At 39.8% G+C, this 14,944-nt stretch carries 13 protein-coding genes, 2 tRNA genes and 1 pseudogene; 4 read left to right on the forward strand and 12 right to left on the reverse strand.

Translation table 11 applies throughout. The features are described from left to right. Positions 1 to 327: pseudogene (locus tag EHV08_RS11630) on the reverse strand (IS982 family transposase); the annotation flags it as partial. Between the two features lie 184 nt (positions 328 to 511). Between EHV08_RS11630 and EHV08_RS04265 the strand changes: the two are divergent. Further along, complete coding sequence (locus tag EHV08_RS04265; RefSeq protein ID WP_126678231.1) at positions 512 to 946, forward strand: transposase; 435 nt, start codon at positions 512 to 514, stop codon at positions 944 to 946. 375 nt (positions 947 to 1,321) lie between these two features. Here EHV08_RS04265 and EHV08_RS04270 read toward each other — a convergent pair whose 3' ends face one another. The 4 genes from EHV08_RS04270 to EHV08_RS04285 form a co-directional block, all read right to left on the reverse strand. Further along, positions 1,322 to 1,972 (reverse strand): DUF3256 family protein, encoded by a 651-nt coding sequence (locus EHV08_RS04270; protein WP_126678232.1) that lies wholly within the window; start codon positions 1,970 to 1,972, stop codon positions 1,322 to 1,324. Positions 1,973 to 3,001: 1,029 nt separating this feature from the next. Next, positions 3,002 to 3,856, reverse strand: coding sequence for an N-acetylmuramoyl-L-alanine amidase-like domain-containing protein (locus tag EHV08_RS04275; protein ID WP_126678233.1), 855 nt, complete (start codon positions 3,854 to 3,856; stop codon positions 3,002 to 3,004). Between the two features lie 8 nt (positions 3,857 to 3,864). After that, positions 3,865 to 4,884 (reverse strand): DUF4421 domain-containing protein, encoded by a 1,020-nt coding sequence (locus EHV08_RS04280; RefSeq protein ID WP_238988004.1) that lies wholly within the window; start codon positions 4,882 to 4,884, stop codon positions 3,865 to 3,867. 114 nt (positions 4,885 to 4,998) lie between these two features. After that, on the reverse strand, positions 4,999 to 5,982 hold the full coding sequence (locus EHV08_RS04285) for a Gfo/Idh/MocA family protein (RefSeq protein WP_126678235.1): 984 nt from the start codon (positions 5,980 to 5,982) through the stop codon (positions 4,999 to 5,001). A 102-nt stretch (positions 5,983 to 6,084) separates the two neighbouring features. Here EHV08_RS04285 and EHV08_RS04290 point away from each other — a divergent pair. After that, positions 6,085 to 6,159 (forward strand) — tRNA-Arg (locus tag EHV08_RS04290). A 211-nt stretch (positions 6,160 to 6,370) separates the two neighbouring features. After that, a complete protein-coding gene (locus EHV08_RS04295) occupies positions 6,371 to 7,222 on the forward strand; it encodes an ATPase (protein ID WP_126678236.1) in 852 nt (283 codons plus the stop codon). 95 nt (positions 7,223 to 7,317) lie between these two features. On the opposite strand, the gene EHV08_RS04300 is transcribed toward EHV08_RS04295, so the two are convergent. Further along, on the reverse strand, positions 7,318 to 8,241 hold the full coding sequence (locus tag EHV08_RS04300; RefSeq protein WP_126678237.1) for a DMT family transporter: 924 nt from the start codon (positions 8,239 to 8,241) through the stop codon (positions 7,318 to 7,320). Positions 8,242 to 8,316: 75 nt separating this feature from the next. On the opposite strand from EHV08_RS04300, the gene EHV08_RS04305 reads away from it, so the two are divergent. Next, positions 8,317 to 9,045, forward strand: a complete 729-nt coding sequence (locus EHV08_RS04305) for an aromatic aminobenezylarsenical efflux permease ArsG family transporter (protein ID WP_126678238.1) — start codon at positions 8,317 to 8,319, stop codon at positions 9,043 to 9,045. Between the two features lie 128 nt (positions 9,046 to 9,173). Here the strand turns inward: EHV08_RS04305 and EHV08_RS04310 are convergent, their stop codons facing one another. The 6 genes from EHV08_RS04310 to EHV08_RS04335 form a co-directional block, all read right to left on the reverse strand. After that, complete coding sequence (locus tag EHV08_RS04310; RefSeq protein ID WP_126678239.1) at positions 9,174 to 11,411, reverse strand: M6 family metalloprotease domain-containing protein; 2,238 nt, start codon at positions 11,409 to 11,411, stop codon at positions 9,174 to 9,176. Positions 11,412 to 11,424: 13 nt separating this feature from the next. After that, positions 11,425 to 12,213, reverse strand: a complete 789-nt coding sequence (locus EHV08_RS04315) for an EFR1 family ferrodoxin (RefSeq protein WP_126678240.1) — start codon at positions 12,211 to 12,213, stop codon at positions 11,425 to 11,427. A gap of 87 nt (positions 12,214 to 12,300) precedes the next feature. Next, a tRNA-Cys gene (locus tag EHV08_RS04320) sits at positions 12,301 to 12,374 on the reverse strand. A 36-nt stretch (positions 12,375 to 12,410) separates the two neighbouring features. Then, positions 12,411 to 12,614 carry a FeoB-associated Cys-rich membrane protein gene (locus EHV08_RS04325; RefSeq protein ID WP_126678241.1) on the reverse strand — a complete coding sequence of 68 codons (204 nt, stop codon included), beginning with the start codon at positions 12,612 to 12,614 and terminating at the stop codon, positions 12,411 to 12,413. A 249-nt stretch (positions 12,615 to 12,863) separates the two neighbouring features. Continuing rightward, on the reverse strand, positions 12,864 to 14,075 hold the full coding sequence (locus tag EHV08_RS04330; RefSeq protein WP_126678242.1) for a zinc ribbon domain-containing protein: 1,212 nt from the start codon (positions 14,073 to 14,075) through the stop codon (positions 12,864 to 12,866). Positions 14,076 to 14,131: 56 nt separating this feature from the next. Further along, the gene (locus EHV08_RS04335; protein WP_126678243.1) at positions 14,132 to 14,848 is read right to left on the reverse strand and encodes a glycoside hydrolase family 25 protein; all 717 of its coding nucleotides are present in this window, start codon (positions 14,846 to 14,848) and stop codon (positions 14,132 to 14,134) included. Positions 14,849 to 14,944 lie beyond the last annotated feature (96 nt).

Here is a 14,944-nt window from a genome sequence, read left to right on the forward strand (position 1 = left end):
TTTCATGAACAACATCATCTTAAAGAACACACGGGGCATGAGTTCTACAAAACGATTATAGGAGACGGCTGCAGGGAATTCATGCCTGAGCCACCCACGGATACAGTTCCGGTAATACTCCTTGAAATTACGATATGTACCGAAATGATAGCATACAAGGATGGTCATAATTTCACTTTCAGAAAGCCTTCCCTTACGATTCCTAAAACGTTTTCCATTGCTATTATAGGAAGGTAAACATAGGTTTTTACTCAGTTCAACATTCAAATTCTTGTCAAACTCATCAATAATACAGAAAATTTCTATAACTTTGTCTTTGGTAATCATCGCTTGGTTGTTTTGTAAGTTATTGATTTACAACCATAAAGTTACAAAAAACTAACGAGATTACCAACTTTTATAGAGACTTTCTTAACCCGAACTCGCGTAAATAAGGGAATACCGCAAAAAGCGCAGGCAGGCAAAGACAGCACAGGAAAAGCAACGTATAGGTACATGGAAACCTAAGAGAATGGATAACGGAGAAACCATGCCGCAAATAATGGCGCGAAGCAGACATCTCATACTGATGCACAAGTCAAAGTGGAGCGAGAAACAACAACAAAGGGCGGATATTCTGTTCAAGGCTTTTCCTGCATTGCAGAAAGCATACCATATCTATCCGGAATTAGTGGACATATTCAACAAAAAGTCCAAGCCTGATCAGGCCAGACTTAATCTGGCAAGGTGGTACAACAAAGTGGAAGCAATGGCGAACAAAGGTTTTAACAAAGTAATCGAGACTTTTGAAAACCATAACGACACCATCATAAACTATTTTCAAGAAAGGCTCACAAACGCATCGGCAGAATCTTTTAATGCCAAAATAAAGGCATTAAGAGCACAATTCAGGGGGGTGAGAGACATTAAGTTCTTTATGTACAGGATGGCAACTCTTTATTCTTGAATATCAACTCAACAACCGGAATTATCCGTGGAGCTAAAGTTCTTCATCCATCTTCTCATCAAGATAAATACGCAATAATGAAGAATCATGTTATAGAAAAGTAATTTAATTAATCTACGGATAAAAAAACTCGGCTAACTGATATAGATATTTCCTTCCATAATGCAAAGGAAAAAATCAATATAAAAATATCCCCACCTTTATACTACTGAGCCTAAAACCATAAAAAAGAGGTTGCCTTAAAAGAAGAAATTGATTGTCTCACGACAATCAATCCTTTAATAACCTTAATAATCTAATACCATGAAAAACACGTTGCAAATTTAATCATTTAATTTTAAATTGCAAGTATTTTAGATGATATTATTATAAGTTTTAACATTCTGTAAAAATATATCCACTCCATTTAAACTTCCTTTGCTTAATTATTGCAATAGCATTATCAATTTCTTCACTTCTAAGCAATGGTTTGCTGAGCATCAAGGTGACTATCGGTTCTGTTTCAGAGAGTTCTGCCGAAAGCATAAGTGGATCAAAAATAGATAACAATTCTTCAAACTCCTCTTGAGACATCGTATCCGGTTTATTTATGAAATCTCGCTTAAGCACACTCTCATCATTCGTAACAGGTAAACCGAACTTATCGGTTTTTAACTGCCATTGGGAATCGAAAAAGGATATCTCACATTCCGGTTCCGGTGCCTTGAACGACTTGACAACACATATTATAAAAGATTCATTGGTTGAAAACTTTTTCAACTGTAATATCGAACATGAATTTAATGTCACACAAACATAGTCGTCTGTCAATTTATCCATTACAGACATTCCACCGAGCCTGTTCTTTACTTCTGCTTTCATTTGCGTTGCGTATAAGTCAACCATCTCGGTTCGTTTGCCCTTATCAAGATATGCAACAATACTGTCAGGCATTGCTATCCATATATCGCGCATAGTTTTCTGTGCATAAGTAACGGCAGAGAACAAAAAAATAAATAATGTAATAAGGAAAAACTCTTTCTTCATAACTTAATATATAAATTTATTTAGAGTGCAATATTACTACATTTTTACGACATTGACAACAATAAGCAAATAAAATTGCTCATATATAAAGAATAATTACTGACTTCGTCAATGCGTTACCCTTACCTATTCCAGTTTCAAAGAATATGATTTGAATAGAGGTTCGATTGCTTTATGCTTCTCAGTGAGGAACATTGTTTTGAGAAGTATCTTATTGTTTTCCGGTATCCTTCCCCACTATAACCTCAACTAAAACAACACCTGATACGTAAAGCCTATGCTTGCGAAGCATCTCCTTGAACGCGCCCGGACAGGAAAGCAACCGGTGTCATAGAACAATTTCTTCAAGATAGCATGCAACTTAGGCGCACCCACTCCGGGATTGGCCTTGCGATACTCACGTGGATTCTCAATAATAATGGGCTCTATGGTATCTTCTCGGCAAAGCCGTCCTTTTCATCACGCTTGTTATCTGCTTGTCTGCTGTAACCAAACAGTTCGCAAAAAGTAGTCATGGCAACCCATGAGTCCTCTTAGAGAAACAGAATTAATGTTTGGTACCAGTTTTTTCTTACATGGATGTTGAATGTTTGATCTGCAAGATCAATCATGGTGGAATATGCATGAGAACTGAACCTCTCTAGTTCCTGCGCCTTTCGAAGACACTTTATCTCAGCGTCTTTCTCTATTAAAAGTTCGTCCTTAGTCTTTTCATTCCTCGTCAAGAATAGAATTCTGCTGCAAAGGTAACAAGTCTTTTTCATTCATGATTTTGTCCATCCAGAAAAACGACAACGAACAACTGCTTATGTGATACTTCATGATGATTTTATCTGCAAAAACACCGCTTTCAAGTTATTCACGGTCAATTAAAATACGGTCATCATCTATGAATGTGTAACCTTTTAACTCAACTTATCGTGTCTCATACCATCCTGTGGTCTTATTATACACGCATTCTGTTCTTATCTTGTGCTTCATTATCACTTCTTTTTTGCCTCCTAAAGTGACATTTTGTTCTACTAAAAGTCACTTCAAACGCAGCACTCGCACTCCGAGTGCTGTTTTTCGTCCTATAAGGTAGTTCTTTAGTGTTGCACGTTCTTCCACAACTTTATGTTTTAATGATGAAGCATTGAGCAAATGCAGTCCGTCACGTCTCCACACTGCAAATCCAAGATGTGAGATTTCGAGGCCTTTCTTGCTTGTAACTATTGCAATTACATCGCCATCGTGTATAATGTTTCTCAGTTCTTTTGTGTCTTGGATATTTCCGTTAGGGATGTATCTGTATTTTTGACCACATATATCTTTTTCCATCAGTGCAATTTTTCGTATCATTGCAGTGTCGCCTGCGAGCATTTTGTAACTGCCGCTATGTTTTGTCATATAAGTGGCATCTACGATCTGCAAGCCACTGAACAACTCTGTGTCTCCCATAACTTCATCCACAATGCCCATTTTTACATTGTCTTTTATCCAGGCTGTGAAATAATGCAGACGCGAAGAATAGTCTTTCAGCGTGCCATTTTGATACCTTATCTTGGTAAGGTTGTCGCAGTAGCCCTTGAAAGAATAGTTATTCTCTTTGGCAGTCATTGTCAATGCAAGCACCGTCTCAACGAATGTAGTGCAGTCGAGTTCGCGCAGGTTTACCACAAGTTGCTCCTTCTTGTTCACTTCTAATGTGTGTGCAACGTATGGTTTGCCTATAAACTTGCGTGCGAAGAATAGCACCGGGTTTTCTCCTTTCGGCATTGTCTTTGCTTCGGACAACAATCTGACAACCATTACACTGTCTTCTCGTAAATAAGTGCTTTTGCCTGAAGCACCGGCAAAAGATGCCATGAAGAGCATGACGCAAATAACAAATATCCTTACCATGTCAATAATTATTTCTTATTCCTGTATTCTTTTCTCTTTCCAAAGTTTATACCTGCGTAAATATTCAACGAACCGAAAACATTGTTGGTAGAGAATTGAGGCTTGCGGTAATTGTATGCTTTTATAATTGCACTCGCACCGCAATACCATTTCATGTTGTTATAAACCAATCCGAAACGGCCAATGGCATCCATATTGAAATTGGAGAACTTGAAATCGCGCAACTGGAAATTATGGTCTTGTCTTTCTCCTATCGACCTTTTATAGGCTACTGCCAACGATAGCGAAGCGGCAAACAGACAGTTACGTGCAAAAACATAGTTATATGCGTAACCGCCCGATACCGAATAGTCCACATATTTCACATGGTTGAACATCAATCCGGAATCAACTTTCTCTTTATGGTGACTATCTGCCACGTCAGCAATGATGTCATGAAGTTTGTTATAGTCGAGTTTTAGACTATGACTCGTATATCCTATGCCTATGAGTGGCGAACCGCAACTTTTCTTCTGAACTGTACTCTGACTGAATGCGGCAGGGTATGAGAATTTCTTATGGTTGAAGATGTAATATATATTAAAACCCTTTATACCTACCTCAATACCGGAGAAAGCCATCTCCTTGCGGCTTATCTGACCATCGCTAAACTTTATCGACTTTATTAGATAGTCTTTTCCCGACTTACGGTAATACAAATCTATACCTATTTGCGAACTATATAGGCTTATGTCAAACTCCTTTTTATTGTTGGTTTTGGATAGATGATTGATGTCGAAAGTATATCCGAGGAAAACCCATCTCCAACCGAAATAAGGCCCTAACTTTATTATCGGCTTCGGTGCAAATGTCACGGCCTGCCCACTTTTGCTTGTCAGGTTATAAATTTCGTATGTCGTGGTATTTTGCAGCATAACTGTATAGTTGTAATGCTGAGGTTCTATATAAGTACTGTCTATCTCGTTGAAAGACTTTAAAAAACTATATATCACATTCTTTTTATTAACGCCCTTTTCTGCTTTTTCCATAATACTATCGCTTGGTGCAATATCATTATTCGCAAAAAGCGATACCGATACGAGCAGAACGGAGAATATGACGTAAAGCCGCAGATTTTTATATGCCTGAAACATATACATATATCAGAATTTTCCTAATATTCTGTCCATGACCCAATTCACGGGAGTTGCCGAAACGCTTGTACTGAGACAAACGTTCAATCCTTGCAGATGTTCAGTAACGCTTTTTATTATAGGTAACTGTACGTATGGTGGATTGGGCACTGTTAAAGTTGTCAGTCCCTCGCTCGTAATGATTTCTATTGGGGCATAGTCGAAAACCGAAAACGTGAGCATACCGGCATCACCAATAACCCCAATGCGGTCTTCGCGCGACGATTCATGACCTGCGAAGCACCACGAACCACTGCCGGGAAGTCCCGATTCAAACTGAAAACATGCGCTGATGGTGTCTTCTGCCTTATAAAGTCCACCACGATTGGTGCAGATACCCTCAGTCTTTATTATCACTCCGAACATATTTTGGAGCAAATCAAGTTGGTGTGGAGCCAAGTCATAGAAATATCCTCCTCCTGCAATGTCCGGTTGAAGTCGCCAAGGCAGATTGGAAATGGTGGAATAGTCGAGTTCTCGCGGGGGACATGAGAAGCGCAGTTGTACGTTCATCACCTTACCAATGGCACCTGATTCCACGAGGCTCTTTACTTTTATGAAGTATGGAAGGTATCTTCTGTAATATGCCACGAAACAAGGAATGCCGGTCTGTTCGCTCACCCTGTTTATTCTTGCACAGTCATCGTAACTTGATGCCAATGGCTTCTCCACATAAACAGGTTTGCCTGCCTTCATAGACATAATTGCAAATGTTGCATGGCTTGATGGGGGGGTGGCTATATATACGGCGTTCACGTCATGGTCTTCTATCAACTCCGATGCATCGGTGTACCATTTCGGTATTCTGTGCCTTTCTGCATACATTCGGGTTTTGTGAGCATCACGTCCCATCACAGCAACAATATCAGAGCCTTCTACCTCCCTGAATGCCGGCCCTGACTTTTTTTCAGTGACTTCACCACAGCCGATAAATCCCCATCTGATTTGTTTCATGCTGCAAAGTTACCGTTTCTTTTCCTAATTACTTAGTTTTTTGCCTTAAAAATTTGGTCATGCGCATAAAAATATCTACCTTTGCACTCGAATTTAAGTAATGGTTCCGTAGCTCAGTTGGATTAGAGCAACAGCCTTCTAAGCTGTGGGTCTTGGGTTCGAACCCCAACGGAATCACTTCGATAGTCAGATGTATGTAAGCGGTTTTGCGCTTAACTTTCTGACTATCATTGTTTTAATAAACCACTTGTGTTTGTTGCCCCCTTCTCTAAATTTGGTGCGTATAATGCTTCCCGATATACTGTATTTTGTTGATAACTACTTGTATTTGCATTAAAACTTATGCAAACATGTGGGTGTTAACGTTTATTTTTGTACTTTTGCGGTCATGAAACTGATAGCAGATAGTGGAAGTACCAAAACTTCATGGGTTCTTATGAATGGTGGAGAGGTAGAGAAAAAGATTACCACGATTGGTATTAATCCCGTCGTTCAAACAGAAGAGATCGTGTTGACAGTGCTTAATGAGTTAGTCTGTTCCTTACCTATTATGCCGAGTGAAATATATTTCTACGGTGCCGGTTGTCGTGGGAAGGCAATACAACGAATAACCGACACCATGCGAATAGCATTTGCAGATGCGAAATGCTTGCCACACATTGAGGTGGAGAGCGACCTTTATGGGGCGGCGAGAGCACTTTTTGGCGACTCTGAAGGCATAGCATGTATTCTCGGTACTGGCAGCAATTCTTGCCTTTATGATGGCTCTTCAATAGTAGAGAATGTACCACCGCTTGGCTATATCCTCGGCGATGAGGGTAGTGGTGCATCTCTCGGGAAGATGTTTCTTAATGCACTTTTCAAAGGAGATTTGCCTGCGGAGTTGGCTGACCAATACCTTACTGAAACATGTCAGACATACGATGACGTGATACGCCGCGTTTATCGTGAACCGAATGCTAATCGTTACCTTGCATCAACGTCATTATTTATTATCAATCATCTTGATATAAAGCCGTTGGCAGATATTGTTGAATACAACATTGAGCAGTTCTTTGTCAAGAATGTTTGTCGATATTCACATTCGGAAATACCTGTGGCTGCCGTAGGAAGCATTGCCGACGCTTACAGTGACATATATATAAAGGTGGCAAACGCTCATGGTTTTAGCGTTTCAAAAATACTGAAAGAGCCTATCGATGCCCTTGCAGAATATCATTCCATGCACACCATAAAATAAAGTGTTTTTCAATTTATGCTGTTTTGCTGACCAAATTCGCCCATTTTGCTAACCAATTTCGCCGAAATTGCAAAGTAAAATGGGCGAATTTGGTTTTAAAGACGTTTCTTTCTTGGGAACATTTTACGAACACGCATCAGTAAGTTTACTACGGAACCGGCAGAGATGATGAGCGTTACGGAAACGATGATGAGCAAGATACCAACGACCAATCGTAGTGTCATAGGCTCGCTGAATATCGTTACGGCAAAGAAAACTGCAGAAACAGGCTCGAATGCGCCTAATATCGCTACAGGGGTAGAGCCGATTTTCTGGATTGCAGCACTCGTACAAATTAGAGAAAAAGCCGTTGGGAAAAACGCCATTGCCAAAGCATCAGCCCAAAGCCATGCCGAATTGTTGAGCACGCTTAAACTATTGATGTCGAAATTAAGTGCGTACAGTAACGTTCCGAAGATAATAACGTAGAGTGTAATTTTTAAGGTAGATACTGTCTTTAGTTTTGGCATGTTGACAAATACCAAATAAATAGCGTATGAAAGAGCCGAGCCGCCCACCATCAGCAGACCTACCAATGAGAGAGCCTGACCGTCTCCACCACGATATAGCATGGATATGCCGGCTATTGCCAACATAATACTGGCAATGGTGATTATAGACACTTTCTCATGATAGAACAATGCCATAATTATAGTGACTATGATTGGATATACAAAAAGCAACGTTGAGGCAATGGCTGAACCTATGTATGTGTAACTGACATAAAGCAACAGGGACGATGCAGCCATAAGCATACCAAGCGTAATGAGTGGAACCCACTGGTTTTTCTTCAGTCCGAAACTGCGTCCGCGTACTAACATTATTATGACAAGCATCGGTATAGCCAACATATAACGTATAAACAAGACGCTCGAAGCTTCGATACCGGCATTAAGCAGTGGCAACGCAAACAACGGATTGGTGCCATACGATGCGGCAGCCAATACGCCTAACATATAACCTTTGAAAGAATTGCTCATAGTAGATGCAAAAATACTAATTAATATTGATTTTAGTGCCCTTTTTTTTGTTATTCTTATAATCTTTAATAAATAATGAGTAACTTTGCAATCTTATATTATGAAGTGAAAGGTGAAATGGAATTGATTCAAGATATAATGCATAACTCGCAGTGGCCGTTGCTCACTGCTTTCATACTTGGAGCACTTGTGGCATTGCATCCATGTCCGTTGGCTACGAATATAGCCGCAATGGGCTATATCGGGAAGGATATAGATGACCGTACAAAGGTTTTTATCAACGGATTGTTATACACTTTAGGACGTACAATCAGTTATACATTGCTCGGCTGGATAATAATATTGCTTGTGCAAAGCGGCGTTGAGGTGTTGAATGTCGGTGAAATCATATCTGAATGGGGAGAGCGGGTGTTGGCCCCCATGCTGATAATCATCGGTGCATATCTGCTTTATAACGACCTGCTTCATCATCATGAGCACGTGCCACGGTTGCCTTTCGGAGGCAGAAATGTTGCTCCTGTGGTGCTCGGTATTATCTTTGCTTTGGCATTCTGTCCGGAAAGTGGTGTCGTATATTTCGGGATGATAATGCCGATGGCTGTGGAGTCGCCCATCGGATATTTACTTCCGGTGAGTTTTGCATTAGGCACCGGGTTGCCTGTAATTATCATGTCGTGGGTCTTTGCTTACAGTGTTAGCAGTTTCTCGCGTTTAAACAATGGCATGCGCTTTGCAAAGGCATGGCTTACCCGACTTGTTGCAGTACTTTTTGTGCTTGCCGGAGTTTTCGTGTTATTGTTCTAAGTCATTTTTTTGCAACATCTTTTTGTGGGCGGCAGATAAATTATCACAAATAAAAAAAGTATATTCCAGGAAGGTCTTTAATGGTAAGTGCTCCTTGCTGAAATATACTTTTTAGCAATGATGTTTTGTTATTTTATCATGTATTTCTTCCCATTGATTATATACAATCCCTTTTTAAGGTTTTTCTTGTCTGTATTTATGCGTATGCCTTCAGGAGTATATATCTTGTCATGAATGTCTGCATTGTTTTGAATCTCGTCTATTGCATTGACTTTTGGGGTGTAGAAATAAATGTTATTAATGTATATCGTTTTCCCATTACCATTGGAAAGGGTTATACCACCGATGTCTTCGATAGCAATTCCTCCATTGGCAAGTTTTTCAACAGAAACATCTATTCTTGTCCATGTTTTTTCTTTCAAGTCAAACATTTGTGTTCCGGATTCTTTTTTGACACCTTCAGGCTTCATTCCGTTTTTTCCACTCTTTTCCGTGAAACCTATTTTTACCTGCATATTCTCGTATGCAAAGATGTCTATATGCAGAGAATCTTTGCCGTTTGCATTGAATTGATCAGCAAATTGTATTTCTGCGTTATTGAAATCGGTTGCTTCAATCACTTTGTCACCATTTGAATATGATGTTATTGCCGCGTTTGTCATGGTGATGTTTCCTTCCGGAGCACCATTTACAAAAATGTTTTCAAAAACAAATCCTTCTCTTGGAATTATGGTGTCGTGTGGAACTATATAATCGAACGTAAGTTTCTCGACAGGTGCTGATATGTCTTCTTTTATATTAAGAATCGGCTTTTTGGTGTCGTTACCGGTGTACCAAGGTATAGAACATAGTTCGGTGATACCGAAAAAAGGATAGGGATCTCCTTCCATGCTTTTCTTATACTCTTCTCTGGTCTTACTTGTATCATAAGAACTTATATAAATTCCGTCTGCCGGGATAATGGTATATCTTGAATGACCTATGGTGTTGTTCACGGAATTTGAAGAAAGTGAAAATGCTGTGGCATCGTAATCAACATGGGTGACAAGCATTCCCTGACCGTAAAGAGGTTTATTCCAGCCTGCTTTCTCAATGTATTGCAGTACGAGGTATTCATTACCCGTAGGGTCAGCATCGTTCTTTATTCTATAAGCCTTACCGCCGTTGTTTATATTCCCGAGAGCAACGTTTCCCTTGTCGTCCGTGGTCAACTCGTCAATGACAAACCAACCCATTGCTTCTCGTTCCCATGCAGTGTACTCAGTGGGTGAATATCCGTTCTTTAAATATTCTCCTCCGTCCATAATGTCCCAGAGTTCCATACCCGGATTAAATGCATTCTGTGCCGCGGGACTTACAGGGTAAAAATCAGGCAATCCCATACAGTGAGAAAACTCATGGCAGAAAAGACCTATTCCGTTTATGGCATAGTCAAGTCCTTGTTTTTTAAATGCTCCGGGAAAGGCATTTAATTCTGTATGCACACCATACCTAAATGCCTTTTTACCATCGTAAGTGCCAAAATTGAAACTGCCTGATTTCGGCCAAATACAGTCTGTGGAGTTTTGAGAATAAGACTGTGAATATCCGGCACAGATGACATATACCAAGTCTATATATCCATCATTGTTCTCATCGTATTGTGAAAAGTCAATCTCGTTATCGGCCAACTGACACACCTCCGGCAAGAGCCTATTCATGTGGTCGTGTTTTCCTTCGCCGTAATATTTTAGTTCTTTTGATAGTTTCACAGGTCCATAGATGTCAAACTGCGGCATGAATTTTCCATAACTCATATCCTTGAAGTATTTCTTTACACTACCGTAATTTTTTCCTACGGTAGAATTGCCTACCGTATTGTCTATTTGCTCGGCATTGAGATATTGTTCAAAAACACTTTTCGGGTCTGCATCTTTGAAGACACTGTCTGTGAACTCTGCAAGTATTACTATTGCCCTTGGAGTTCCTTTGTGTGGAAATAGAGTACTGTTGTCGGCTATGGGTTCCCTACGAGCAGCATGTTTCGAAATCTCTTTATCTATAACGTTATAGAACAGACGGCGATTCTGTTTCTTTATCATTTTTTTTTCTATCTCACTTCGTGACGAAACTTCGTGAGCCAACTGCTTTGTAGGTATAAGATTTCCATTGGCATCAATTTCGGCAACATAATAATCGAACCCTTCATGGTATAGTAGCACACCATCGGATGTGGTATACCAATGATTGTGTTCATCGCCAAAGGCATAAACTGTAATCTTTGTACCGTCACTTTGAGTTATTACAGCAGGTTCCGGATGCACTTTAACGGCCCATAATGATACGCTAAACAATAGCGATGCGAAAACAAATACGATCCTATTCATTGCTTTTTATTTTTTAGTTGTTATCTATTCTGTTCTTTTTAAAATAATATTGCCCTTTATTCTTTGTCCTTTTACCATATTCTATGGCATGTTTAGGACAGTGGTGGTAGCAGTTGAAACATGTAAGGCAAGTGTTGTTGTGTTTCCATTCCGGCATCATTCCTTTGCCGCCCTTTATATCGTTCACGGGGCATACGCTTGCACAGATTCCGCACTTGGTGCACTTCTCCTCTTCAACTCGGAAAGGTTTGTCGGTTATTAGGCACTTTATGAATAATGTGCCGAGTAAATAACTGTTTGTTCTCGGCCAGCGTCCTTTATATGTGTCAACTATTCCTATTTCTCTTTTTTCAATGCTTTTTATTTGTTCGGCAAGCATATTCTTTGCCTTCTCTTTCTTTTCGAGTTCTTTTTGTGGCTTGTCAACATCCATGAACGGTAACCCCACATAACTTTCCGGCATTATAAGAGAGAATATACTGTCAAGACAAATGCCTAAAGACGAAAGGTCTTTTGATAGATATTCCATCGTCAGACCTATATCATCACCTGCGGTGCACAATGCCCAGCAGTAATTTTTGTTGTAATTCCTTATTCTGAGCCTTTTTATGAAATGCCTTACCAACAAAGGAGGTCTCCAACCATGTACAGGGAAACAGAAACCTATTCTTTCATTATCTTTTAGTTCGTATTCAATATTGGTATCAGCATTGGCCATGTTGACAAGAGTATCGTTTAAAAAAACTGCCAACTGTTTTGCTGCCCAAAGAGTATTTCCTGTTGCTGAGAAATAGAAAATCATATTGTAAAAAGATAAAAGATAACCTGTTAGAAGTCAATCCTTACTTAAATAGCTCCCCCGTTAGCATTAATGGAGGAGCTATTATTTTGGAGGTACCTAGCAGAGTCGAACTGCTCTACACGGTTTTGCAGACCGTTACCTAACCGATCGGCCAAGGTACCATTTTCATAACCGAGTGCAAAGGTAGCATTTTATTTTTATTCTCGCAAATATTTGATGCCTTTTCTTGCATCATTATGACATTTTCCTTTGCCCTGAAGTTGCCCTACTCTTCTCGTATTACAGCCATCGCAACCACAGCAAGGGTTATCGACATTCTTTATTTTTCGCCATATCAGATAGAAAGCGCGGAAAACAACAAAAACTAAAACAATTAATACTATAATAATCTGCCAATCCATATTCTGTTGTATTTTAATAATACAAAGGTAGTTTAAAATGCTTTAAAACTATAATGGTTTTAACTTTATTAATTATTTAATATTATTTTTGGGAGTATCATGACTTAATGGACATTTGGTAGGCAGTCAATTCCTGCCTACCAAATGTCTATTAAACCTTTTTTCCTTTTCTTTGTTGTCATAATAAAAACCCCGAAAGTTTTTGTCTAACTTTCGGGGTTCATATCAATTTGACACACCCTCCTTTTATTATTCTTCTCTCTTTGCGAGTTTAGACATATTCATTTCTGATATAAGTCCATCGGGATTAACCCTCGCTGTTATACTATATGCGTTTTTGTCGCTTGCCGACTCACCATGCATTACGTCTTGGTCTGCGGTGAATTTTACTACATATTCAAAATTACCGTCTCCTATTTCACGCTTTGTAATCTTATAGTCGTTTTTCAGTCTCCATACAATACTGGTGACACCATCTTTATAAGAACGATTCATGTAGTCAATAACATCACCCTTAGATGCGTTAGTGCGACCGAGGAATGATGACATAACCTCTGCAACAGAAGATGTAAGTTCGCTCTCATTTCTTGAGTTAATGCTGATAAAGAAGGTACGGAAAACCTTACTTATCAACTGGCGATCCTCCGGACTAAGTTCCTTTGCTTTCTGTTTGCTCAAAGCCTGCTGTGCCTCATCGTAGTGTTCGCCCGTAGGGTGTTCATCAATATAACGCTGATAAGCCTCAACAGTGTTTTGTCCTGTTGCCGCAGCCCAGTCTATTGAGTCAAGACGATGCACAAGTTCTTCCTTATGCGGCGAATTGGGGTTCTCTTCAAGGTATCTTATAATCTCTTCACGATTAGTGCTTCTTGCAACTATACTCCATGCTTCGTCAACTTTCTTTAGTCTGTCGAGATGTGCCATAATGCTGTCTCGATGCTCTTTCGGTGCATCAATGAAATTATCGAGATATTGTTGAAGCACTGTAGGGTCGTTGCTTTTCATTGCAAACTCATATTCGTCAATCTCTGTATGTGCCTTGGCATTGCTGTATGAATAGACCAACACACCACAAGCGAGCAAGGCAAGTATGAACGAAACAATAAGTGCAGTGAAATTCTTCTTTTTCTTCTTGCCCTGTTCCCCATCATTTATAGGTTGTTGCGCATCAACGGCCATTGCAGATTGTTTGTATTCCTGCTTGTTTACATTAGTCGGAGTGACAACTTCTTGCACTACCGTCGGTGGCTGTGCTGTTATTTCTTGGTTTTGTTCTGCCGGCACTGAATAGCCACCGGAGGGCTGGTGACAATTTGGACAGAAATGGTCATAACGGAAATAAACTTCACCACAACGTGTGCATTTGTTTACGTTACCTGCGATTTCTACACCGCAACTGGGGCATACAGGCGCTCTGTCACTCACCTGATGTCCACATTCCGGACATTTTATTATTGCCATTTTATATATTTGTGTATATTTTCTATATTTAGTTGTTTACTTCTTGCGTCAAAAGCCTACCTTCGCCGGAATCTTATCTCTCTCATAGTATGCCTACCCATGAAACGATTCTTGTCAACATATCCGTTCACACCGTTGATATGTCCCTTTCCGGTATATTGCCACATAAGATAGTCACGCCCGTCTGCAAGCACCGGCGGACGACTTGAATATTGGGCTATCCAAAGTTTATAGTCGTTCAGTTCGCCAACAAGATACTTATTATAGAAATTGGTATAAGTATATACTATGGGTTTCTGGTGATACGCTTTCTCTACGAGTCGCAGAAATTTAAGCAGCGAGTCGCATAGTTCTTCGGATTCCATGCCGGCATTTCTCTCAACGTCTATCATTGGGGTAAGGTCTTGATCGGCCGGTCTGCACTGCGCAATGAAATTCGCAAGTTGTTCCTCTTGTGCTGCTCGCGGTCTATAGAAATGGTACGAACCCACTTTCAATCCGTACCTGTGAGCAAGGTCGATATTCTCTTTGTAGCGTGGGTCTATTCTTGTCTCTCCTTCTGTGGCTTTTATATATACAAATACCATCTTGCTGTTCTCACCCACCGACTCCCAAAACACAGTACCCTGATAGTGACTTATGTCTATACCGTGTATATGAGAACATGTGTCCTCACACAATACATCACCATATTGCGCGCGTGTTTCGAGTGTAAAAAATATAAGAAACACGATGATGGGAAGTAAATATCTTGACAATAAATTTTGTTTCATACGTGCAAAGATAAACCAAGTTAAAGAAATAGCCAAATAAACATCTTCTTTTTTAGTTTTATTACGATACGCGGCATCGATATTCTATTTGTGCGC

The organism is Prevotella koreensis (genome assembly GCF_003977605.1).
GTDB lineage: Bacteria > Bacteroidota > Bacteroidia > Bacteroidales > Bacteroidaceae > Prevotella > Prevotella koreensis.